The organism is Arthrobacter sp. 05T442 (genome assembly GCF_056395945.1).
This window is the reverse complement of the sequence record NZ_JBFTKM010000002.1, coordinates 263,986-286,246: the sequence shown is the minus strand read 5'-3', so window position 1 is coordinate 286,246 and position 22,261 is coordinate 263,986. Positions and strand designations below refer to the sequence as shown.

The window sequence follows — 22,261 nt, the reverse complement described above, 5'->3', positions numbered from 1 at the left end:
CGGAGAGGGCCGGCGCTAATGGATTCTTAATGCTGTCCGGCAGATCTTGACGGATTCCTTACGATGCCTCCGGGTTACGCTCGCGGATGCAGCAGCGTCAAGGAATCATCAAGATCGGCCGGAATCAGCCCAGCAAGGCCTGCCGCGGTGGTAACTTCGGCGTAGCCGGTGTGCGGTGCCGTGCGGCGCCCTGTGCCGTGACGAGAGGAAACCATGACCACACTGAGCAGGCCACCGGCCGATCCGTCGGCAATGCGGCCCGGCCACCGGAGCACCTTAAGGAACTGGCTGCTGTTCGGGCTGCAGGACAGCAAGGGAATCCACCAGGGCCCCGGTGCGGTGAGCGACTCCCACGTGAAGAAGCATTCGTGGTGGCAGGTGATGTGCCTGACCGGCGTCGACTACTTCTCCACCCTCGGTTATCAGCCCGCAATCGCCGCGCTGGCCGCCGGGGTGATCTCCCCCCTGGCGACCCTCGTACTGGTCGCCGTCACCCTCCTGGGCGCCCTGCCGGTCTACCGCCGCGTTGCCGGCGAGAGCCACCGGGGCGAAGGCTCCATCGCGATGCTTGAGCGGCTCATGCCCCGCTGGAGCGGCAAGCTCTTCGTCCTGGTCCTGCTCGGCTTCGCCGCGACGGACTTCATGATCACCATGACCCTCTCCGCCGCGGACGCCACGGCCCACCTCGTGCAGAACCCGATAGTGCCCGGCTGGCTGCAGGGACAGAACGTGCCCATCACGCTTTTCCTGCTGGCGCTCCTGGGCGCCGTCTTCCTGCGGGGGTTCAAGGAGGCCATCGGCGTCGCGGTCGCCCTGGTGGCGCTGTACCTGGGCCTGAACGTGGTGGTGGTCGCATCCTCCGTCCTTGAGGTGATGAACCATCCGGTTGCCGTGGGGGACTGGTGGCAGGCGCTCTCGACCTCGCACGGCAACCCGGTGATGGTGGTCGGCCTGGCCCTTCTGGTCTTCCCGAAACTCGCCCTCGGCCTGTCCGGCTTCGAAACCGGCGTTGCCGTGATGCCACAGATCCGCGGCCATGCCACCGACACGGAGGACAATCCGGAGGGCCGGATTAGGGGCACCCGCAGGCTCCTGACAACGGCCGCCGTCATCATGAGCTGCTTCCTGATCGTCACGAGCTTCACCACCGTGGTGCTCATCCCCGAGCAGGAGTTCCAGCCTGGCGGCCAGGCCAACGGCCGCGCCCTGGCGTTCCTTGCCCACGAGTACCTGGGCGTGGGTTTCGGCACCGTTTATGACGTCAGCACCATCGCCATCCTGTGGTTCGCGGGCGCCTCCGCCATGGCGGGGCTGCTGAACCTCGTGCCCCGCTACCTGCCCCGCTACGGCATGGCCCCGGAATGGGCCCGGGCCGTCCGGCCGCTGGTCCTGGTGTTCACCCTGGTCGGCTTCCTCATCACATACCTTTTCGACGCCGACGTCGACGCCCAGGGCGGCGCGTACGCCACCGGCGTGCTGGTGCTGATGACCTCCGCCGCGGTGGCCGTGACGCTCTCGGCCCGGCGCCAGAAACAGCGCAAGCGGACCGTGGGCTTCGGCGTCATCGCCGTCGTATTTATCTACACCACGGTGGCCAATATCTTTGAGCGGCCCGAGGGCATCCGGATCGCCTCGATCTTCATCGTGGGCATCATCGTCATTTCCCTGCTGTCCAGGGTCCGGCGGTCCTTTGAACTGCACGCCACCCATGTCCACATGGACCGTCAGGCGCTGGAATTCATGTCCGACGAGGTGGACGGGCCGCTCCGGATCATCGCCCACGAGCCGCTCCGCCTGAGCCCGGAGGCGTACCGCCAGAAGCTGGAATCGGCCATGGAGGTCAGCCACCTGCCAGTGGACTACCGGGCGCTGTTCCTCGAAGTCATCGTGGATGATTCCTCCGACTTCGAGACAGCGCTTGAGGTCCGGGGCATCACCCGGCACGGGTACCACATCCTCGAGGTGCACGGTCCGGTCGTGCCGAACACGATCGCCTCGGTGCTGCTGCACATCCGGGACGTCACCGGGCTGATGCCGCACATCTACTTCCGGTGGACGGAAGGCAACCCGGTCACGAACCTCCTCCGGTTCCTGTTCCTGGGCGAAGGCGAAATCGCGCCGGTCACGCGCGAAGTGCTGCGCGAGGCCGAGCCCGACGTCACGAAACGCCCCTGGGTCCACGTCGGCTGAGCGCCGCGATTGTGTTGAGCTCCCGTCAGGGGACTAGCACACGGGGAACACAAACGCCCCTCCGGAGGAAACCTCCGGAGGGGCGTTGTGGTCTTCGGGGAATGTCCCGGCCGAGCGGCCGGGGCGCTTTCCTGAGTACTTAGAGCGGGCGGATGTTCTCAGCCTGCGGGCCCTTCGGACCCTGCGTGACGTCGAACTCGACCTTCTGGTTCTCGTCCAGGGAGCGGTAGCCGCTGCTGGCGATTGCCGAGTAGTGGGCGAAAACGTCGGCCGACCCGTCATCCGGGGCAATGAAGCCAAAACCCTTTTCGGCGTTGAACCATTTAACTGTGCCTGTAGCCATGCCATATCCTTCTGAAATGCTGCTGATCTCCGGCGGCCATAAGGCCAACGGCTGCGGAGACATTCGTCCGCTGTCCCCCAACGTACGGGGCGATCGCCCGCGGTGCAAGAGGCTGGCGACCGCATTTCGGCGCAGCCGGCCGCCATAGCCGGCCCGCCATGTCCACAACCTCGGTGGTTATCCCTTCCCGGAACGACGCCGAAAGGCCGGCCGTCTGCCGGACAGCGCCGCCGCTGGGAACGGGATCAGGCCGGCGGCCCTGATCCGTCGAAGAGGGCGATGAGATCCCTGCTGATCTGGTACGGCGACGTTTCACTCGGGCTGTGGCCGCCGCGGTAGACCGTGATCCGGGCCCCGATGGACTGTGCGAAACGGCGGTGCAGCGCCAGCGGCCAGAGATCGTGTTCCCCGACGGCGACAAACTTCGGCAGCGTCGCTTCGGCCAGGACCGCGCGGAGATCGGGTGCGTGCTGCATGAGGCCGAAGATGTCGTCGACGGATGCGCGGCGGGTCAACCGGAAGCGGCCCTTCACGAACTCCAGGCGCTTCGGGGGGACGCGGTTGATATTGCGGCGGATGCCCCAGATCGTCAGTGCCGCGCCGACGCGGCTGCTGGCGTAGGGGGTAAGCCGGCCGATAAGCCGCACTCCGCGGAAGCTCTGCCCTGGTTCGGGCGGGCAGCTGATAAGGGTCAGGCTCCGGAACATCTCCGGGCGTTGCGCGAAGGTGATCTGGGCGACGACCGCGGCGAAAGAGTACCCGACCACATGGGCGGGGCCGTCGCCGGCGTCGAGCATGGCGATCAGGTCATCGCGGAAGAGATCGTACGTGTAGCGGGTCCGGGGTGGCACGAGGTGCTCGGGGCCGGCCCCGGCCGATTCATACTGGCCGGCGATGTCGCAGGTGAGCACAAAATACCCGGCGGCGGCGAGCTCGGGCAGCATGAGCGAGAAGTCCTCTTTGGACCCGGTTGCGCCCGGGATCAGCAGCACCCGCGGGTTGCCGGGATTGCCCATGGCGATGGTGGCCAGTGTGCCGCTGGGGGCCTCGAACCGGCCCCGCACCACGCCCTCGGGAAGGACGGCCCAGTCGAAGTCAGGCAGTGCGGCGTCCCTGCGGGCAGCATCGTCAACGAGCCCCGAGCCGAAGCCCTCAGGCTCCGGTTCCGGGGCGCCTCGGGTGTTGCTGCCAGCAGACGCCATGCACTAAACATAGCGCGGGTGTCCACCGCCGCCCCCGACGCGGGCGCCAGGACACCCTGTGAACGAAGGGCCCCACGATGGAAACCGGCACTGAACGCCTTCGCCATCAATGCCCCGGGAAGAATCACCTAAACGCCAACTGCGGATCCGCCGCAAAACAGACACTCTCGTCAACGGACCCTTCCCGTTGGTCCAACCCATTGACTTGCTGAAACTCCTTCAGGAATTTCTGACGAAGCGCAGGGTGACGTGCTGGAAGGACGCAGCGTTGGTTGAACGGTCGTGCCGGTGGTGTCCACGGCCGGGGCGCTGGGAATCTCGCGTACCAAGTGATGACGCGCCCAGGGTGAAGAGTCCGGCCAAATGTCGGGAATTGATTCTCGCCCACGTAAATCCATTTGGATGACTTAGTCAGGAGATACTTGATCCCACCGCCGCGCCCTCGAGAAGCAACCCCTCCGGGCGCGGGGAAAGAGCATGGTCCAGGACTATGCAGGCGGCGCCCACGGCAGCAATGTCCTCACCAAGGAGCGACCCAGTGACCTGTACTTGGTGAATGCTGCCGACGGCGAGCCGATTCGCCAAGGTGGATCGGAGTATTCCCAGGTAGCGTTTGCTGATCGGCGACCAAGAGGGGCCTCCGAATACAATGCGGTCCACGTCCACCAGATTGGCTATGTCTTCGACCGCCCAGGCTAATCGGGCTGCTGCGCCGTCTAGAATTTTGGCGGCGCGGGCGTCCCCCGTGTCGGCCTGCGCCGCAAGTTGCCGGAACTGGGCGGCGATGGCCTGAAGGTCGGAGTCGTCGAAAGGTTCATCGATCACTCCTGTCGCGACACCTTCCCCTACGAGGTACGCGGGCATGATGGCCAGTCCCACGCACCCTGTCCGGCCGCAGCCGCACCGCGGGCCGCCCGGGCCGGTGGAAAAGTGCCCGATTTCCCCGACATTGTTCGATGATCCGCGTACAACCTCGCCATTGTTGACCAGCCCGGAACCCATCCCTGTTCCCAGGTAGATAAACGCGAAGTGCTGGGCCGTCCGGTCTTCGCTGATCCACAACTCGGCATGTGCGGCCGCGGTCGCGTCTTTGTCCAGGAATACGGGAAAGCCCGTTGCCTGCTGCAATGACGCACGCAACTCCACCCGGTCCCATCCTTTCAGCTGAGGCGGGCCGACCACGGCACCTCTCTGCTGATCGATGGGGCCCGGAGACGCGATCCCGACGCCGAGAACCCGATCCCGTGATATTCCCGCCTGATGGACGAGGCTATCTACGGCCGAGGTCATCTTTTGAATGGTCGTATCCGGGTCGGCCACGGACTGGATTGGCACATGCGAACGGGCCACGACCGAACCTGCCAGGTCCAGCAAAACAAAGGTAATGACGGACGGATCCAGATGAATACCGACGGCGAACCTGCTGCTCGGATCGATGTTGAGCACGGTCCGGGGCTTGCCGGTCCGCCCGCTGATCTTTCCGGTTTCATTTATCAATCCCAGATCCAGCAGCTTCCGGACGATATTGGAGACCGTCTGGGTTGACAGCCCGGTGATCCGGACGAGTTCCACCCGGCTGAGGCTGCTGTCCGAGCGCCGCACGTGGTCCAGCACGACGGCCTGGTTGAAGGTGCTGACACGCTCCAGATTCGACCCACGCGGCATGAAAGCTCCTATCTCAATTCAGTTGACTAATACTATACGGTGACTATAGTGGTCTGGGTCACACTGATTGTCAGGTGGTACGGACAATCGATCAAAGCCGCTCCGCCTGAGGCGGAGCCCTTCAGACCAGGGAACCTCATATGACTCGGAAGAGATTTGTTGTGGCTGTGGCAGGCGTACTCGCGGGCACCGTTGCCCTCACTGCCTGCGGCGGCTCGGATGCGGGAAGTTCAAACGCAAGCCAGAACGCGGATGCCAAAGATGTCACTCTCACCATCACCGCAAACTCGATTTCCGGCGGCAAGAACGCCGCTGGGGCCGACTGGATCACCAACTATGTGATCCCGAAGTTCGAGGAAGCCGAGAAGGCAAAGGGTGTCACCGCCAAGGTGAACTTCCAGCCCAATGGTGTTGACGATCAGGCGTATAAGACAAAGATTTCCCTGGATCTGTCTACCGGCCAGGGTGCTGACATCGTCTCCGTCGACGGCATCTGGCTGGGCGAGTTCGCCGATGCCGGGTACATCAAGCCCCTGAACGATGTGGTGGGCAAAGACAAGGTCACCCAATGGGACGGCTGGAAGCAGATCAAGCCCGCCGTGCAGCAGGTGACCAGCTATAACGGCGACCTCTACGGTGTTCCTGACGGTACCGACGGCCGGGTCATCTACTTCAACAAGAAGCTTTTCGCCCAGGCCGGCCTCCCGGCCGACTGGCAGCCCAAGAGCTGGAATGACATCCTGGATGCGGCCCGCAAACTCAAGGGCATCTCGGGTGTGACGCCCCTGCAGGTCAACGCCGGGACGGCGATGGGCGAAGCGACGACTATGCAGGGCTTCCTGCCGTTGTTGCAGGGCACAGGCCAGCCCGTCTACAAGGACGGCAAGTGGCAGGGAAACAGTCCGGCAGTCCAGGACGTCCTGAACTTCTATTCCAGCGTTTACGGGTCCGAGAAGCTGGGCGATCCGTTGCTGCAGCAGGATGCCAAGGGCCGGGACAAGTCGTTTCAGGAGTTCTCCCGGGACAAGCTGGGTATCCTCATCGAAAGCGACTATCTGTGGCGTGGCGTGATCAACCCCAAGTCCGGCATTGACCCGATGGCTGACCGGGATTCGTCGGTCGGTTGGGCCAAGATTCCTGCGCAAGCGGCAGGAAAGGGTCCCGGCGGAGCCGATTTCGTGAGCATGTCCGGTGGTTCGGGGGAAGTCATCAATCCCAAGTCCAAGTACCCGCAGCAGGCGTGGGAACTTCTGCAATTCATGAATTCCGCCGATGCCATCAAAGCACGTATCGGTGCGAACCCGCAGATATCTCCCCGTGATGACGTCAACAGCCAGATTCTGAGTGCGGATCCTCTCTTGTCGTTCATATCGACGCAGGTGCTTCCGATCACCGCTTACCGTCCGGGTCTCGCGGACTACACCCAGGTTTCCGCGGCCTTGCAGGGCGCTACCGCCCAGGTCTCCGCCGGCAAGTCGGCCCAGGATGCCGGATCCGGGTATGAGAAAACGCTGGAGGGAATTGTCGGTGGTAATGACAAGATCTTCAAGTGACACGCTCGTAAAGGACTCCGAGGCCTCTGAGGCCGCCTCCGCGGCGGCCTCAGGCAGGCCCGCCCGTGCCGTCCCTGATGACGGAGACGTGGCGGGCCTGGGCAAGGCCCGGGCAGCGGCGTTCCTGGCTCCGGCGTTGTTGCTGATTTCGATTTTCCTGGTCTTTCCCGCGTTGTGGACGCTGTACCTGGGTGTCACGAACTTCCGGCTGAGCGGATCGGCAGCCAAGAATCCGGTCTTCGTGGGCCTGGATAACTACATCAACGCCCTCACCGACGACCGGTTCCTGAACTCGCTCGGGCTGACCCTCGTTTTCGTGTTTTGCTCCGCGGTGCTGGGCCAGTCGCTGCTTGGGTTCACGATCGCCTGGACCATGAGCAGGGTCCGGAAATCGGTGCGGGCCGTGGTCGAGTTCTTCGTGCTGCTGGCCTGGATCATCCCCAGTTCCGTCACCACGTTTCTTTGGTACGCGCTTCTGGACCGCAGCAATGGAACGTTGAACGCGATGCTCTCGAGCGGACACGTGGCGTGGCTGCTCGACTACCCGCTGCAGAGCATCATCGTGTTCAACACGTGGGTGGGAACGGCGTTCTCGATGCTGCTGTTCAGCTCTGCCTTGGCTTCGGTGCCGCCCTCCCAGCTCGAGAGCGCGCGCATGGTGGGGGCGGGTGCGTGGGCTCAATTCCGCGATGTAGTTTTCCCCCACATCAGGGGACATGCGCTGACCAACACACTGCTGATCACCCTCTGGACGTTCAACACCTTCACCCCGTACCTGCTCACGGCGGGCGGCCCTGATGATCGATCGAACATCCTCCCGATCTTCATCTATCGCCTGGCATTGAACGACGGTGCGCTCGGCCAGGGCTCGGCCATTTCGCTGATCATGATCATCATCAACCTCGTCATAGCCACCGTCTACCTGCGTCTCTTGAAGGAGAAGAAATCATGACCGGCCAGAGAGGCTCCAGTGTTGTTGTCAACCGTGAAAGCCGGCAGATGATCGCCCATTTCATGGGCTTGATGGGCAAGACGGTGTTTACAGCGCTGATCCTGGCTTTCTTCGTGGTTCCGGTGCTGTGGCTGGTGTTTGCTCCGTTTGACGCGCATCCGAGCCTGAACGTGAAACTGCCTGACTTCACTTTCAATAACTTCAAGGTCTTGTTCGAGAACCCCAATGCCGTCGCGTCGTTGGGGAACTCACTGATTCTGGCGTTGGGATCAATGGTCCTGGTACTGGTTCTGGGGTCCCTGGCGTCCTATTCCCTGTCGCGCGTGAGAATCCCCGGACGGGATGTGCTGCTGTATACGTTGTTGCTGCTGTCCTCGATCATCACGGGCACCGCGGCGATGGTGCCGACCTTCCTGCTCATGGTCAAGCTAGGGCTGATCGACTCCCAGTTCGGCGTCATCCTGGTGCTCAGCGGCGGCATCTTGCCCACGGTCATCTTCATTCTCAAGGACTTCATGGACTCGACCCCGAAGTCCTACGAGGAATCGGCCCGCCTGTACGGGGCCAAGCCCCTGCAGATCCTTTGGGACGTGGTCATTCCGCTGGCCAGACCAGGGCTTGCAACCATCGCAGTCTGGGCGGTTGTTCAGGTGTGGGGAAACTTCCTGGTCCCCTACATCCTCCTGCGTTCGCCCTCGAAATCACCGGCCGCTGTGGTCATGTACACGTTTTACACCGAAGGCGGCCAGCCAAACCTTGCCCTGATCTCTGCCTTCTCCCTGCTCTTCTCAATTCCCGTCATCGCTATGTACTTCTTCGTCAACCGGCGCTACGGGTTCCGTTTCCATGGAGGTATCAAAAGCTAATGGCCAGTATCACGACCAGCTCCCTGATCAAGGAGTATCCCGGCGGGGTCCGCGGCGTCGACGAAATGGACGTCACTATCCACGACGGTGAATTCTTCGCCCTCCTGGGCCCGTCCGGCTGCGGAAAAACCACTCTGCTGCGCACTATCGCCGGGCTGGAAAAATCCACCTCGGGCAGCATCAAGATCGGGGACCGGGAGGTCACGAACCTCGAACCCGGCCAGCGCCGGGTGGCCATGGTGTTTCAGGACTACGCTCTCTTCCCGCACATGTCCATCGCGGAAAACATCGCCTACCCGCTGAAAATCCAAAAGATGGCCAAGAAGGACCGTCTTTCCAACGCCGAGGAGGTGGGGAACAGTCTCTCCCTTCAGGGCCTCATGGAAAGGCGGCCTGGCCAGCTCTCCGGCGGCCAGCAGCAACGCGTCGCCCTTGCACGTGCCGTGACGAGCCGGCCAGATGTGTTCCTCTTCGATGAACCGCTTTCGAACCTTGATGCGCGCCTCCGGCTCGAAGCACGCACGTTCCTGAAGAAGCTGCAGCTGGATCTTGGCATCACCACCGTGTTCGTCACCCACGACCAGGCCGAGGCCCTCGCCCTGGCCGACCGCATCGCGATCATGCGGGCGGGCAAAATGCAGCAACTGGGCACGCCCCGAGAAATCTTCCAGCGCCCGGCCAACACCTTCGTGGCGTCGTTCGTGGGCTCGACGTCCATGAACCTGATCAAAGGCACCGTTGCGGGCAACAAAGTCGTGATCGGCCAGCACCACATCCCGTTGCCATCCGCCGCTCAAGACAATGTCGCCGAGGATCAAGCAATTACGTGGGGAGCCCGGCCGGAGTACCTTGCAATCGAAACCGAACCGGTGCCCGATGCCCTCAGCGGAACCGTCACGGTATCGGAAAACCTCGGGGCGGCGGTGCTGCTGACTGTGGATCTGACTGGCGGCGAGAACCAGGTCCAGGTCGTCGTCGGCGAGGATGAAGAGCCCGCGATCGGAACAGCCGTGTGGGTGACAATTGAGCCGCGCCGGACCCTCCTGTTCGATGCTGAGGGATTGCGGATCGGAGACTAAGCATGCGTCTGGCACGAACCCTCACTCCCGGGGACCGGATTGATACGCCCTATTTCGAAGTGCCCTTCGATATCAAGGGCGGCCGGTCCCTGGAAGTGCTGCTCGAGTACGACAAGTCGCGCGCGGTCATCGACCTGGGCTGCCAGGGCCCGGCGGGCTGGAGGGGCTGGTCCGGCGGAGCCAAAGAACGCTTCGTGATCACCGCGGCAGCGGCTTCCCCCGGCTACTGTCCGGGTGAAATCGAAGACGGGGAATGGAAGATTATCCTCGGACTGCACCACGTGCCTGCGGAGGGGATCGCAATTGTCCTGACTATCAACACCCCGGCGGAGGGGAGTGTGGAAGCCGAGCCCGATGCCCCCGTCCCGGCCGCGGTCCGCCCTGCAAGCGGCCGCCGCAACCTCCCGGCCGGAGCAGGTCTGAGCTGGTTCGCCGGGGACTGCCACGCGCACAGTCTTCATTCGGACGGAACCCTCAGCATCCGCCAACTCGCGGCGCAGGCAGCCGGGGAAGGGCTCGACTTCCTCGCCGTCACGGACCACAACACGGTCAGCCATCACCGTGGGCTGTCACCTGCCGGAGCTGAATACGGCATCACGCTGCTGCCGGGACAGGAAGTCACCACGGGACGCGGTCATGCCAACGCCTACGGCCGGATCGGCTGGGTCGATTTCCGCCGCCATCCCGACACTTGGCTGGAGCAGGTCGAGGATCAAGGCGGTTTCCTCTCCGTCAACCACCCCGTCGCCAGCGACTGTTCCTGGCAGTGGTCCCTGTCCCGCAAGCCCACGCACGTCGAAATCATGCACTCAACCTGGCTGCGGGACCGCACCGACACGAGCATCTGGTCCTGGTGGAATGCCTGGGGCACAGACATCATCCCGCTCGGCGGCGGAGACTTCCACAGGCTGGAAGACGGCTACCTGCCGGGACTGCCCACGACGTGGGTAGCGGCCGAGGACCCCGGTGAAGAGGGGATTTTCGCCGCCCTGAAAACCGGTCCCACCGCGCTGAGCATGGGCATTGACTCACCCCTTCTTCTTCGCGTCGACGGCGAGCTTCTGGCCGTCGACGCCGAAGGGGCCGTCCTGATGGACTTCGAAGGGCGTCGGCGGATCATCCGGAGCCCGCTTCAACGTTTAGCGGATGCGAACTGCGGACCCTACCGGCTCGAAACGCCAGAGCGCAGAATCCTGGCCATCAGTCCGTGACCGCCAGGGCGGGACGGGAAATGTCCCGCTTGGACCATTATTTGTAAGGACATGCGGTGTTGCCCTTCCCGACTGAATTTTCATGGTCCGGCCGGGGGCCGCTGGCCGCAATCCATTTTCCCTATGAAGGAGTATGACGTGATCTCTGTGGCAGGTGCACCGGTGAGTTTCGGGGTGTTCGAACTGGGGGCGGAGCTTGGAGCCGTCCTTCCCGGTCCGGACGAGGTATGTGAGATCCTGCGAAGGCACGGCTACACGGGCATTGACCTGGGACCTGTGGGGTTCCTGGGGTACGGCGGCGCCCTCACCGACCGCCTTCGACGGTACGGGCTTTCCCTCGCCGGCGGCTGGATCGATTTGCCGTTCAGCGACGACGAGGCCTTCTCCGGCGCCGTAGCGTCCCTCGCGGAAACGTTGGACATCTTTGCGGATGCAGCATCAGTGGGCGCTGGGCCCGCGCCGTTGCCCACTCTGGCGGACCGCGGTTCGGACCGGCGTCGTGCCAATCCCGGCGGCGGCGGGGATTTGGCGCTGGATGAACAAGGCTGGGAGGTCTTTGCCCGTAATCTTGAGACCGCTGCGAGATTGGTGCGGGAGCGGGGCCTGGAGCCGACATTCCATCACCATGCCTGCACGTTTGTTGAAACACCGGAGGAAATTGACCGCCTCCTTCAGTGTTCAGATGTGGGCCTCACCTTCGACACGGGTCACCTTATCCTCGGCGGAGGAGACCCCGTCGCTGACCTGAAGCGCTGGGGAGCCCGGATCAACCATGTTCACATCAAGGACGCCCGCGTTGAGGTCCTCAGATCCGTCGTGAGGGACAAGGGCGCGATGCTCGATGTGTGGTCCGGCAAAGCTTTCGTGCCGCTGGGCCAGGGCGATCTCGACGTCGACGGTTTCATGGATGCGCTGCTGGCGACGGATTTCGGCGGCTGGCTGGTTGTGGAGCAGGACACCATCCCGTTGCCGGGTGAAAGCGTCGATATCGCAGACCGGGATCACGCCATCAACCGTGAAGTACTCAGAAAGTGGATACCGTAATGACTTTAATTCGAATCGGCGTGATCGGGCTTGGCGCCGTAGCGCAGTCCGTCCACCTGCCGCTGATCAAGCGTCGCTGGGACCTGTTCGATCTCGTCGCCCTGGCTGACCTCTCGCCCGCGCTCCTGGGGCAGGTCTCCGACCAGTACGGCATCGCATCGGAACACCGCTACACAAGCCTCACCGGCATGCTGGCCGGAGAGCAGCTGGACGGGGTTATCCTGCTGACCTCGGGCTCCCATGGCGGTCCTGCGCTGGAGGCCATGGAAGCCGGAGTGGCCGTCTTCTGCGAAAAGCCGATCGCCTTTTCCCTCGCGGAGATCGAGTTACTACGCAAGGCGGAGAGCAACCAAGGACGGCCGATGCTCCTGCTGGGCTACATGAAAGAGTATGATCCCGCAGTCCGGACCCTGAGGTCGGTCCTGCCCGCCGGCGTCGACCTTCGTTATGTCAACGTTGAAGTGTTGCATCCCAGCGGTGCGGCGCAGCTGGCCTACGCCAATCTCCGGCCACCAGCCGGCGACGTCCCGCCCGCGACAATTGCCGCCCTGGTCGCCGCCGATGAAGCGCGCCTCGACACGGCACTCGGCAAGGGCACTCCGGCCCTGGTTCGTCGCCTCTACGAAAACGTCATCCTTGGGAGCCTGATCCATGACGTCGCACTGATCAGGGCGTTAGTCGGCCCGGTCCGGACGGTCGATGCTGTTCACTATTGGGCCCAACAAGACGACCCGGGGTCGATCGAAATTTCGGGGACCATAGGCGACGGCCTCCGGGTCCATGTCAACTGGCATTTCCTTGCGGATTATCCGATCTACAAGGAAACCGTGACGGTGCACCACACGCGGGGATCGGCGGAACTGGAATTCACCGTTCCCTACCTGCTGAACGCTCCCACCCAGTTGCGCCTGACCGAGAAAGCCGGAGACGGCGCCTCCACGCGGACCGTCCGGGACGTCACGGAGCCCTTCGAACTTGAACTGGCCGCGTTCCACGAAATGGCGGCCAACGGGGTCCGCCCCCCTACGGGGATTGACGAGGGCGAAGCGGACGTCCGGGTGGCCCAGCTCATTGCTGCTGCGCTGGCAACATCATTGAACATCACTCTTGACGGAGAGGCCATCGGTCGATGAACCCCACGGACGAAACCGGCATTGTTCTGGTACCGCACACCCACTGGGACCGGGAATGGTACGAGCCGTTCCAGGTCTTCCGTTTCCAGCTCGTCCGGATGTTCGACGAAGTCCTGGAGACAGCCGAGGCCGATGCCGGGTTCCGGTTCACCCTCGACGGACAGACGGCAGCGATTGAGGACTACCTGGAGATCCGGCCGGAAAACCGGGAGCGGGTCAAGGCCATGGTCACCCGGGGACAGCTCGCACTCGGGCCCTGGCAGATTCTGCTGGATGAATTCCTGTGTTCGGGCGAGACCATTATCCGCAATCTCCAGATGGGCATCTCCGGCGCACAGGCGCTCGGCAGTTACATGAAGGTCGGCTATCTTCCTGACATGTTCGGGCACGTGGCCCAGATGCCCCAGATCCTGCGAAGTGCCGGGATCGGGCACGCCTGCCTGTGGCGGGGCGTCCCGTCGGCGGTTACCGGCCACTCGTTCCGATGGGAAGCGCCTGACGGCTCCGCAGTGCGCGTCGAATACCTCTTCGACGGCTACGGCAGCGCCCTGGACCTGTTGGCCATCCCCGAACAAATTCCGCACGCACTCTCCGACTACCGCCGGATGACATCACAGCGCTACGCCGGCGACCCTATCCTAGGCATGGTCGGTACGGACCACATGGCCCCGGATCCGAAGCTGATGGACTGGGTTCGCGCATATGACAGCCCGGAATTCCCCATCCGCGTTGGTACCTTGGAAGAGTACGTGCGCAGGTTCGACGCGGACGAGCCGCTGCCGACCGTCCATGGCGAACTCCGCTCCCATGCCCGCGGCAACATTCTGCCCGGCGTGTTCTCGATCCGCCGCAACCTGAAGACGGCCATGGCCCACGCCGAGCGCATGGTCATGGAAGCAGAGCGCCTGGCCGCGACCCACACCCGGATCGACTTCGAGCCGTTCATCAGCATGGCCTGGCGGCGCATCATCGAATCCACCGCGCACGACTCGGTCGTCGGCTCCGGCACGGACGAAACCGTGGACCAGGTTGACGCCCGCCTCCGTGAAGCCGAACAAATTGCCCGCGCCGTCCGCGACGAGGTGACACGCTCCGCCGCCGGGCACGTTTCGAATGATTCCTATCTCGCGGTGAACACCCTTCCGACCGGCCGAAATATGATGGTCGAACTCGAAGTACCCGCGCCCCGGCAGGACGTTCCCATCGTCGCGGAAGCATCAGACGGCACGGTCCTGATGGTCCAGGAAACGGGACATGCCCCCACGCTGCTTGGCGACGAGGTCATGGACTCGCCGCTCCTCATCGAACGCATCATGAACCGGATCCATGGCCGGGAACTATTCGGCCAGCAGATCGAGGCATACAGGGTGGCTCCGCACACACTGGAGTTCGACGTGGCCGAAGTACCCTCGGCTGGGGTTTTCGATATAGCAGCGCTCAGGACGGAACTCGAGGCTGCCATCGACGTGCACCCGGGAGAGTGGAAGGTAAGGATTACCGCCCAGCCCCGTCGCCGTATCCTTGTCGACGTCCCGGTGCCAGCCATGGGCACCACGCCTTTCAGGGTGTACCAGGCAGAGCGTCCGGCGCAGGGGGGAGTTATCTATGGGGACGGTCTTTTGGACAACGGACTCGTCACCGCGCAGGTCAGGCCCGACGGCACTGTGACATTGACTGGAACCGATGGCACCGTCCTGACGGGGCTAGGCAAACTCGTCGACGGCGGCGACTGCGGTGACAGCTACAACTACGGTCCGCCCGCCTCGGACGTGCTGGTGGAGGAGCCCTCCCGGATCCGGGTCGACGTCGTCGAAAACGGCCCCGTGCGGGCGGTCCTGAAAGTCACGCGCCATTACCGGTGGCCGCGGTCCCTGGACCGGCCCAACGGGTGTCGGGACACGGACGTCATGGATGTTCCAGTAACCCTACTTGTCGAGCTGAGGCGCGGGGAGCCCTTCGTTCGCCTGCGTGTGCAGTTCACCAATGAGGCCTCCGACCACCGGCTCAGGATGCATATCCCGCTCCCGGGAGCAGTCCAGGGGTCGGCAGCCGAAGGCCAGTTCTCGATCACGGCCCGAGGGCTGGACGCCGAAGGCGGCGGCGGGGAATACCCGCTTCCGACCTTCCCCGCCTACAGTTTCGTCTCCGCGGGACAGGCCACCGTCCTCGTCCACGATGCCACCGAATACGAAATCGTTGGCCGGAATGAGCTTGCCCTTACTGTGCTGCGCGCGGTCGGCTCGATCAGCGTGAACGTGCACCCGTTGCGCGACGAGCCCGCCGCGTCGGAGATCCCAATTCCGGGCGCACAGGAACAGGGCACCGGCATCGATACGGAATTCGCCGTCATGGCGTCTTCGGCCGGGTATCGCAACGCCGATGCCGTCCGATTCTCCGATCATTTCAACGCCGGCGCCCTTGCTGTTCGAGGCCGGGGCCGGCGCGGGGTCGGCCTTCCGGCAGCGAGCGAAGGCTTGAAGCTTCGCGGCGAAAATGTGCGGATGAGCAGCCTGCGGACCGTGGACGACGGAGTCGAAGTGCGCGTCGTCCTCCTATCCGGCGAGGGGACCTCCGCAGTCCTGGAAGGTGACTTCGACCAGGCAGCGACGGTGGACCTCACCGGGCAAACCCTTGACACGGCGCAGGCGGACGGTGAATACAAATTCACGCTGGCACCGTGGGAGATCCGAACCCTGATGCTCCGCAAGGCAGGCACGCGATCCTCGACGCGCGCGTGACCAGGGGGCACGTGCGGACCCGCATCCGGCACGGAATGTCGATCCGCGGGGGTCATCCAGCCATTCTGCCGGCGATCTCGGCCGGGGACTGGAGGTCTTCAACCAGCGTCACTGTTCCGGCCGCGCCGTCCACCGTGACTCTCTGGCCGGTGCGCAGGAGCGTAGTGGCGTCCGGCACGCCGACGACGGCAGGGATGCCGTACTCCCGTGCCACTACGGCCCCGTGGGAGATGACCCCGCCCATCTCCATGACAAGGGCACCGGCGGTCATGAACAGCGGAGTCCAGCCCGGATCGGTGGAGGGCGCCACCAGGATTTCGCCGGGCTCAAGGTGGGCGCCCACGGGGTCCGTGACCACCCGGACCGTCCCGGTCGCGGTCCCGGCCGATGCCGGCGTCCCGGCCAGCGCGCCCGAAGCCGGGGACTTCGTCATCATCGCGGCCTCGACATCCGTACCGTCAGAGAGCAGAAGCCGCGGAATCCGCCGTCGCCGCAATTCCACCTCGTAAAAGCGGCGGCGATCCGCGACGATACCGGCCAGATTGGCGCCGCGCAGGCCAACGCGCACCTCGTCGAAGTCCAGGAAGAAGACATCGTCCGCGGCCGCGACGGCGCCGGAACGATTCAGCTCGGCGCCGACGACCAGGAGCTGCCGGTGCATCTCGGCGAGCGCCAGCACAATGTAGTACTTCGGCAGCTCCCGCAGACCCGAGAGCTGGCGTGCGCGGCGCAGGCTCCGCTCCACCATCCGCGCGCGCCACGGGCTCCGGGCCCGGGTCCGCTCCACCAGGTCGCGGATTCTGTCCTCGGCATGCTCGACTGCCCGGGCGAACTGCCGGTCGGGGGCCTGTTCGGGATCCTCCACGCGAAGGTAGTTCGAGATCATGCCCAGAATATGGTCCGGTTTCTCCGACCACCGCGGCATGCCGAGGTCGATCTCGGCCACGGCGCGGTGGCCGTAACAGGCCAGAAAATCCCGCAGGCCCCCCTGCGCCACCGCAGGAAGCGTACCGGCCCCATAGCCGGCGGCCAGATCCTCAGGGCGCTCCGCCAGGAATGCCTCGCGGGCGCCGGCATCCGTCCCGATCGCGACCGCCAGCTGCCAGAGGTCAAGGTCCATCTCGGTGGTCACGTTGTGGGGGAGCCCGCGCAGTACCGCCTCCAGCTCCCGCGGCTTCGCGATGCCGCGGAGCAGCCGGCGGGCCACGGCCAGCATGATGTAGCCGATCGAGGGGGCGGGCAATGTGGCGAGGATCAGCCCGTCCACGGTGCGGTCCAGGATGCGCTGGGTGTGTTCGAGCCGGCGGAAGGCACTGGCAGGTTCGGGCAGGGCAAGCTCCGCTTCGAGCCGTTTTCCGTAGGCCTCCGCCCGCTCCAGCTCCGCCTCGGGCCGCAACGCGGCCCTGATCAGGCCCGGAACCAGCCGGGCGATCAAGGCAAGACTCGCCGTTCCCTCTGAGCCGGAGAACCCCCGGTCGGATATTACCCTGGCGACGGATTTCCGGCGCTGGGCTTTGACGACGCTGAACCGTGGGTCTTCCAGCAGCGCAGGAAAAACCGAGGCTGACCTCGCGTCCGCCAGCGGGAGAATCAGCTGCAGATAGCGCCGCCCATATTTGTTGCGCACGATCGGCGTCAGGTCCACGTACATGCGCAGGCCCGGGTTGATGTACTGCCAGGGCCCCTTGCGGTTCCGCATCGCGCCCAGCGCCGCAAGGCCCATCGGCGTAATGGGGCGGGTGAGTCCCTGGAGAAGTGTGCCGCACAGGTACACGCGGGTTCCGGCGGACGGCGCCGATTCCAGTCCGGAGGGTTCCGCGGCGGCCGGGTCGGGCAAGGGATACAGGGTGGTGATCGGCCGCGACTGGGTCAGCCAGATCCTGCCGCCGGCATCGATGACCCATTCCACGTCCTGGGGTGCGCTGAACAGGCGCTGGACGGCGTCCCCGAGCGTGGTGAGTTCCCGGATCTGGGGGTCGCTCAGGCTCGGCCGACGTCCGGCGTCGTGCCCTCCGGGGGAGCGGAGCAGGACCCTGCCCGTGGCCGTGTCCACCACAAAATGGTCGGGGTTCACCGCGCCGGAAACCACGGCATGTCCCGGGCCGGGGCTGGCATCGATGACCGTCTCCGTTCTCGTGCCGGTGACCGGGTTAGCGGTGAACAACACCCCCGCGCTGGCGGCGTCGACGACGGCCTGGACGACGACGGCGAGTGCCACCTCCCGATGGCTGACGCCGTTGGCGGAGCGGTAGGTCACCGCCCGTTCGGTCCACAGGGAGGCCCAGCAGCGCCGGACTGACTGGACAACGGCGTCGGCGCCGACGATGTCGAGATAGGAGTCCTGCAGCCCGGCGAAGCTGGCGAACGGCAAATCCTCTGCCGTGGCCGAGGACCGGACCGCGACAACGGCCGCCGGGCCCATCGCGGCGTAGGCCGTCCGTACGGCGGCATCCACATCGGCAGGGATCGGTGCTGTCACGATCATCTCGCGCGCCCGTCTCGCCAGCTCACCGAGCGTCGGCTCGGCCACGGCCACGGGCCTTCCCGGAGCGGCAGTTCCCGCCGCTCCGGCGTCGGCGCTTCCGTCGCCGGAGGTCCGTGGGCCCAGGCTGTCCAGGTGCCCCGCGAGCGCGTCGAGCCCCGCGGGGGCCGCCTTCCGGTACGCGAGGGTGGTCAGGCAGAAGCCGTGCGGGACGGCGAACCCGGCTGCGGTGATCTTGCCGAGGTTCAGCGCCTTGCCGCCCACCAGCGGCAGCGGTGCCGATCCCACCTCACTGAGGGCTATGACGAGACCGGTCGGCGTCCTGCTGTCTGCGGCGACCCGTTCCCCTGATCCCTCACTCACCGGTCTCGCCGGTGTCCTCCCATTGGACGTCCAGGTTGCGGAACACGGGCGGGCTGTCGCACAGGGCCGCCATCTTCGCGGCAAAGTCGGAGGTCTCGGGCCGGTTGGAGTTTTCCATGGCCGATTCGTAGGAATCGAATTCGACGATGGTTAGGTACGTTCCCGGGCGGTCGCGGTCTGCTGTGGCCATGATGCGGCGGAAAGTCGGGGCGGTGGTGCCCTCGGTCCGCGACGGGCGGCCAAGGGCTTCGACCTCCTCGATGCGGGACGTCTGGATTTCAATGATCTGCACAAACCTTGCCATGACGGCTCCTCGACGGCGGCGGCGGATGCTGATGCGCTTCACGCTAGACCCGCGCAGTTGGCAGTGCAAGAGCCAGTGCAGCGGCGGGGCACAAGAGCCCGGCGTCGCCGCCGTCGGGGGCCGGCTGGTGGTCCGGCGGCTCGTCCGGTTAGGGGGTGAGCAGGACCTTGATGGCGCGGCGTTCGTCCATGGCGCGGTAGGCCTCCGGCGCCTCCTCCAGCGGCATCACAACGTCGAACACCCGGCCCGGGTTGATGCTGCCGTCGAGCACGTCGGCCAGCAGTTCCGGGATGTACGTGCGGGCGGGGGCCATGCCGCCGGCGATGGAAATGTTGGTGTCGAACAGGTAGCGCAGCGGGGCCTCGGCGCCGCCGGTCGGGACGCCGACAAAGCCGAGGGCGCCGCCCGGGCGGACGCTGTGCAGCGCCTGGTCCATGGATTCTTTGGTTCCGACGCACTCGAGCACGGAGTCGGCCAGGACGCCGCCGAGGAGTTCGCGGACCTTGGCCACGCCCTCTTCGCCTCGTTCCGCGACGATGTCCGTGGCGCCGAACTCGCGGGCGATGGCCTGCCGGTCGGCGTGCCGGGACATGGCGATGATCCGCTCCGCGCCCAGACGCTTGGCTGCCAGGACGCCGCAAAGCCCCACGGCGCCGTCGCCGACCACAACGACGGTCCGGCCGCGGCCGACCTTCGCGGCCAGGGCGGCGTGATGGCCCGTGGCCATCACATCGGAGAGTGTCAGCAGGCTGGCGCGCAGGGCATCGTCCGGCTCCGCTACGCCGGGGACCTTCACCAGTGTGGAGTCGGCGAGCGGCACCCGGACGGCCTGGCCCTGGCCGCCGTCGATGCCCAGGCCGGTGTCGTCCTTGCCGCCCCAGCCGGCCAAGTGGTCGCAGGCGACGGTGACGCCGTCCAGGCACTGCGGGCACTTGCCGCAGCTGACCACGAACGGTGCGATCACGAAGTCGCCCACGGCGAGGGTCGTGACGTCGTCGCCGATGCTTTCGACCGTCCCGATGAATTCGTGTCCGATTGCCGACGGTTTGTGGGTGGGCTTGACCCCGCGGTAGGGCCACAGATCCGAGCCGCAGACGCAGGAGGCGGTGACCTTCACGACGACGTCGGTGGGCAGCTGGATGGCGGGGTAGTCGCGGTCTTCGACGCGGATGTCGCCGGGGCCGTGGATGATGGTGGCGCGCATGGGGGCTCCTCGCAGGTGGTGGGTGGGCTGGAACCGAGTTTAGTCCGCCCGGCCTGCAGAGGTCGCTTCGGGCCCGAGCAGCCGGGCGATCCTGTCCCGGACGCGCAGTTCGGGCGCGGATTCGTGATTGAACAGGATCCGGTAGATCACGGGCGCCACGACGACGTCGATGATCTCCTGCGCGGCCGGCGCGGTTTCTCCTCGCGTCCGGGCGAGGTCCCGGATCTCCTCGACATGGCCCTGCATCAAGGCGAAATAATCCCGGGTCACCGCGCCGTCGGCGAGCATGTCCCGCAGTACCTGGCGGCCGAGCGTCGAGGAAAACTCCTCGACATAGGGCACGAACCAGGCCTCCATGTCCGCTTTCAGCGACCCGGTGTCCTCCACCTGCTCGGGCAGCATCCGGTTGGAGGCGACGGCGGCGAGTAACCGCTGCAGGTCGCCCCACCGCCGGTAGACGGTGGAGGAGTTCACGCCGGCGCGTTCAGCCACGAGAGGCACCGAAAGGGCCGTGCGGTCCCCGCCGTTCTCCTCCAGCAGCGAACGAACAGCTCCGTGGACTGCCTGCTGGACCCGGGCGCTGCGGCCGCCGGGCCGTGGTGTCGCTGTAGCCATCATCACACCATGTTAATGCAGATTCTCCGCTTTAGTTGGCATTCTGAGTGTTAGTCTCTTAATGCACAGATTGTGCTTTTAGTAGGTTGGGAAGAGCATTGAAGAACACCCGCACCGCGTTCTGGCTGCACGCGGCCCTCCTGACGGTCTTCATCGGGGCCTCGTCGGCCCCGTCGCCGTTGTACGAGTTATATGCCCGGGAATGGGGGCTGGGCTCCGCTGCCGTGACGGTGGTGTTTGCCGTCTACGCCGTGGCCGTGCTGCTGACGCTGCTGGTTGTGGGGTCCCTCGCGGACCACGTGGGCACCCGCCCGGTGCTCCTGGGGGCCGTGGGACTTCAGGTCGCGGCCATGATGACGTTCGCCTTCGCCGCCGGCCCGGAGGTCCTCATTGCGGCCAGGGCGCTGCAGGGGATCGCCACGGGAGCGGCCATGGGCGCCGCCGGAGCGGCGCTGCTTGCCTTCGAAGGCGCCAACCGGCGCGGCCGCGGGTCTCTCGTGAACAGCGCGGCTTCCCCGGTGGGACTCTCCATCGGGGCACTTGGCTCGGCCTCGCTGGTCCGGTTCCTGCCCGAACCCACCAAGGCCGTGTACTTCCTCGTCGCAGCCCTCCTGCTCGTCTTGGGGGCAACCCTGGTCTGGATGCCCAGCGCCGGCGCGAAGGCCCCGGGCGGCTTCCGGTCCCTGGTTCCGGAGGCGAGGATTCCCCGTTCCGCCCGCCGGACGATGGCCTCAACCATGCCGGTCGCGCCCGCAACCTGGGCCCTGGCCGGCTTTTACCTCTCACTCGGCCCGTCCCTGGCGCACGCCATCACCCGGGACGGATCGGTCCTCGTCAGCGGACTGGCCCTTTTTGCCCTCTTCGTCCCCGGCGCGCTGGCCATTCTCGTGGTCCGGCGCTGGTCGGACCGGAACACCCTTCTCACCGGCGTCGTCTCGCTGATTGCGGGGATCCTGGTCACCGTGCTGGCCGTCCAACTCGGCTCCGTGCCGCTGTATTTCTGCGGCACGGTGATCGCCGGCATCGGGTTCGGCAGCGGCTACTTCGGTGCGATGCGCATGACCTTGCCCTTGTGCAGGCCGGAGGAGCGGATCGGAATGCTCTCGAGCATCTACGTCATCTGCTATCTCGGCTTCAGCGTTCCGGCCGTCGCCGCCGGTCTGCTGGTCCCGTTTGCCGGAATGAAGAACACCACCCTGATCTACGGTGCGGCCCTTGTGCTTGCCGCCGTTCCTGCCCTTGTATTGATCGCCAAGGGCACCCGCACGAACCGCATCAATCTGGCAGCTGCATCGTCAGCGGCCTCCTGAAAGGAAT

General features: G+C 65.2%; 17 protein-coding genes. 10 read left to right on the top strand and 7 right to left on the bottom strand.

Translation table 11 applies throughout. From position 1 onward, the window contains the following. Nucleotides 1–213 precede the first annotated feature (213 nt). Nucleotides 214–2,190: an APC family permease gene (locus tag AC1DES_RS04395; RefSeq protein ID WP_476894452.1), complete on the top strand. Its 1,977-nt coding sequence runs from the start codon at nucleotides 214–216 to the stop codon at nucleotides 2,188–2,190. Between the two features lie 139 nt (nucleotides 2,191–2,329). Here AC1DES_RS04395 and AC1DES_RS04390 read toward each other — a convergent pair whose 3' ends face one another. From AC1DES_RS04390 to AC1DES_RS04380, 3 genes are all read right to left on the bottom strand, one after another. Further along, the gene (locus tag AC1DES_RS04390; RefSeq protein WP_013599688.1) at nucleotides 2,330–2,533 is read right to left on the bottom strand and encodes a cold-shock protein; all 204 of its coding nucleotides are present in this window, start codon (nucleotides 2,531–2,533) and stop codon (nucleotides 2,330–2,332) included. 245 nt (nucleotides 2,534–2,778) lie between these two features. Next, nucleotides 2,779–3,735 carry an alpha/beta fold hydrolase gene (locus AC1DES_RS04385; RefSeq protein WP_476894451.1) on the bottom strand — a complete coding sequence of 319 codons (957 nt, stop codon included), beginning with the start codon at nucleotides 3,733–3,735 and terminating at the stop codon, nucleotides 2,779–2,781. A 411-nt stretch (nucleotides 3,736–4,146) separates the two neighbouring features. Next, complete coding sequence (locus AC1DES_RS04380; RefSeq protein WP_476894450.1) at nucleotides 4,147–5,400, bottom strand: ROK family transcriptional regulator; 1,254 nt, start codon at nucleotides 5,398–5,400, stop codon at nucleotides 4,147–4,149. A 140-nt stretch (nucleotides 5,401–5,540) separates the two neighbouring features. Between AC1DES_RS04380 and AC1DES_RS04375 the strand changes: the two genes are divergently transcribed. The 8 genes from AC1DES_RS04375 to AC1DES_RS04340 all read left to right on the top strand — a co-directional run bounded on the left by AC1DES_RS04375 (nucleotide 5,541) and on the right by AC1DES_RS04340 (nucleotide 15,976). Then, complete coding sequence (locus AC1DES_RS04375; RefSeq protein ID WP_476894449.1) at nucleotides 5,541–6,953, top strand: sugar ABC transporter substrate-binding protein; 1,413 nt, start codon at nucleotides 5,541–5,543, stop codon at nucleotides 6,951–6,953. Continuing rightward, entirely contained in the window at nucleotides 6,934–7,905 is a 972-nt protein-coding gene (locus AC1DES_RS04370) for a carbohydrate ABC transporter permease (RefSeq protein ID WP_476894448.1), read from the top strand. Before AC1DES_RS04375 ends, AC1DES_RS04370 begins: the two co-directional genes overlap by 20 nt. After that, nucleotides 7,902–8,771, top strand: coding sequence for a carbohydrate ABC transporter permease (locus tag AC1DES_RS04365; RefSeq protein WP_476894447.1), 870 nt, complete (start codon nucleotides 7,902–7,904; stop codon nucleotides 8,769–8,771). Before AC1DES_RS04370 ends, AC1DES_RS04365 begins: the two co-directional genes overlap by 4 nt. Next, nucleotides 8,771–9,850 (top strand): ABC transporter ATP-binding protein, encoded by a 1,080-nt coding sequence (locus tag AC1DES_RS04360; protein ID WP_476894446.1) that lies wholly within the window; start codon nucleotides 8,771–8,773, stop codon nucleotides 9,848–9,850. Before AC1DES_RS04365 ends, AC1DES_RS04360 begins: the two co-directional genes overlap by 1 nt. Nucleotides 9,851–9,852: 2 nt before the next feature. Then, a complete protein-coding gene (locus tag AC1DES_RS04355) occupies nucleotides 9,853–11,061 on the top strand; it encodes a CehA/McbA family metallohydrolase (RefSeq protein WP_476894445.1) in 1,209 nt (402 codons plus the stop codon). A gap of 138 nt (nucleotides 11,062–11,199) precedes the next feature. Beyond that, nucleotides 11,200–12,105, top strand: coding sequence for a TIM barrel protein (locus AC1DES_RS04350; RefSeq protein ID WP_476894444.1), 906 nt, complete (start codon nucleotides 11,200–11,202; stop codon nucleotides 12,103–12,105). Further along, nucleotides 12,105–13,238 carry a Gfo/Idh/MocA family protein gene (locus AC1DES_RS04345; RefSeq protein ID WP_476894443.1) on the top strand — a complete coding sequence of 378 codons (1,134 nt, stop codon included), beginning with the start codon at nucleotides 12,105–12,107 and terminating at the stop codon, nucleotides 13,236–13,238. The genes AC1DES_RS04350 and AC1DES_RS04345 overlap by 1 nt, the downstream gene beginning before the upstream one ends. Further along, nucleotides 13,235–15,976, top strand: a complete 2,742-nt coding sequence (locus tag AC1DES_RS04340; protein ID WP_476894442.1) for a glycoside hydrolase family 38 N-terminal domain-containing protein — start codon at nucleotides 13,235–13,237, stop codon at nucleotides 15,974–15,976. The genes AC1DES_RS04345 and AC1DES_RS04340 overlap by 4 nt, the downstream gene beginning before the upstream one ends. Nucleotides 15,977–16,028: 52 nt before the next feature. On the opposite strand, the gene AC1DES_RS04335 is transcribed toward AC1DES_RS04340, so the two are convergent. From AC1DES_RS04335 to AC1DES_RS04320, 4 genes are all read right to left on the bottom strand, one after another. Beyond that, nucleotides 16,029–18,821, bottom strand: coding sequence for a PEP/pyruvate-binding domain-containing protein (locus AC1DES_RS04335; protein WP_476894441.1), 2,793 nt, complete (start codon nucleotides 18,819–18,821; stop codon nucleotides 16,029–16,031). Further along, the gene (locus AC1DES_RS04330) at nucleotides 18,814–19,125 is read right to left on the bottom strand and encodes a hypothetical protein (protein ID WP_476894440.1); all 312 of its coding nucleotides are present in this window, start codon (nucleotides 19,123–19,125) and stop codon (nucleotides 18,814–18,816) included. Before AC1DES_RS04330 ends, AC1DES_RS04335 begins: the two co-directional genes overlap by 8 nt. Nucleotides 19,126–19,273: 148 nt before the next feature. Next, nucleotides 19,274–20,329 (bottom strand): zinc-dependent alcohol dehydrogenase family protein, encoded by a 1,056-nt coding sequence (locus AC1DES_RS04325; RefSeq protein ID WP_476894439.1) that lies wholly within the window; start codon nucleotides 20,327–20,329, stop codon nucleotides 19,274–19,276. 39 nt (nucleotides 20,330–20,368) lie between these two features. Continuing rightward, on the bottom strand, nucleotides 20,369–20,947 hold the full coding sequence (locus AC1DES_RS04320) for a TetR/AcrR family transcriptional regulator (protein WP_476894438.1): 579 nt from the start codon (nucleotides 20,945–20,947) through the stop codon (nucleotides 20,369–20,371). A gap of 95 nt (nucleotides 20,948–21,042) precedes the next feature. Here AC1DES_RS04320 and AC1DES_RS04315 point away from each other — a divergent pair, with 95 nt between their 5' ends. Further along, nucleotides 21,043–22,254, top strand: a complete 1,212-nt coding sequence (locus AC1DES_RS04315) for an MFS transporter (protein WP_476894437.1) — start codon at nucleotides 21,043–21,045, stop codon at nucleotides 22,252–22,254. Nucleotides 22,255–22,261: the final 7 nt, after the last annotated feature.

Bases quoted from the DNA above. Each gene is read 5' to 3' on its own strand.
- AC1DES_RS04395 (WP_476894452.1), top strand. From the start codon at position 214: ATGACCACACTGAGCAGGCCACCGGCCGATCCGTCGGCAATGCGGCCC.
- AC1DES_RS04390 (WP_013599688.1), bottom strand. From the start codon at position 2,533: ATGGCTACAGGCACAGTTAAATGGTTCAACGCCGAAAAGGGTTTTGGC.
- AC1DES_RS04385 (WP_476894451.1), bottom strand. From the start codon at position 3,735: ATGGCGTCTGCTGGCAGCAACACCCGAGGCGCCCCGGAACCGGAGCCT.
- AC1DES_RS04380 (WP_476894450.1), bottom strand. From the start codon at position 5,400: ATGCCGCGTGGGTCGAATCTGGAGCGTGTCAGCACCTTCAACCAGGCC.
- AC1DES_RS04375 (WP_476894449.1), top strand. From the start codon at position 5,541: ATGACTCGGAAGAGATTTGTTGTGGCTGTGGCAGGCGTACTCGCGGGC.
- AC1DES_RS04370 (WP_476894448.1), top strand. From the start codon at position 6,934: ATGACAAGATCTTCAAGTGACACGCTCGTAAAGGACTCCGAGGCCTCT.
- AC1DES_RS04365 (WP_476894447.1), top strand. From the start codon at position 7,902: ATGACCGGCCAGAGAGGCTCCAGTGTTGTTGTCAACCGTGAAAGCCGG.
- AC1DES_RS04360 (WP_476894446.1), top strand. From the start codon at position 8,771: ATGGCCAGTATCACGACCAGCTCCCTGATCAAGGAGTATCCCGGCGGG.
- AC1DES_RS04355 (WP_476894445.1), top strand. From the start codon at position 9,853: ATGCGTCTGGCACGAACCCTCACTCCCGGGGACCGGATTGATACGCCC.
- AC1DES_RS04345 (WP_476894443.1), top strand. From the start codon at position 12,105: ATGACTTTAATTCGAATCGGCGTGATCGGGCTTGGCGCCGTAGCGCAG.
- AC1DES_RS04340 (WP_476894442.1), top strand. From the start codon at position 13,235: ATGAACCCCACGGACGAAACCGGCATTGTTCTGGTACCGCACACCCAC.
- AC1DES_RS04330 (WP_476894440.1), bottom strand. From the start codon at position 19,125: ATGGCAAGGTTTGTGCAGATCATTGAAATCCAGACGTCCCGCATCGAG.
- AC1DES_RS04325 (WP_476894439.1), bottom strand. From the start codon at position 20,329: ATGCGCGCCACCATCATCCACGGCCCCGGCGACATCCGCGTCGAAGAC.
- AC1DES_RS04320 (WP_476894438.1), bottom strand. From the start codon at position 20,947: ATGATGGCTACAGCGACACCACGGCCCGGCGGCCGCAGCGCCCGGGTC.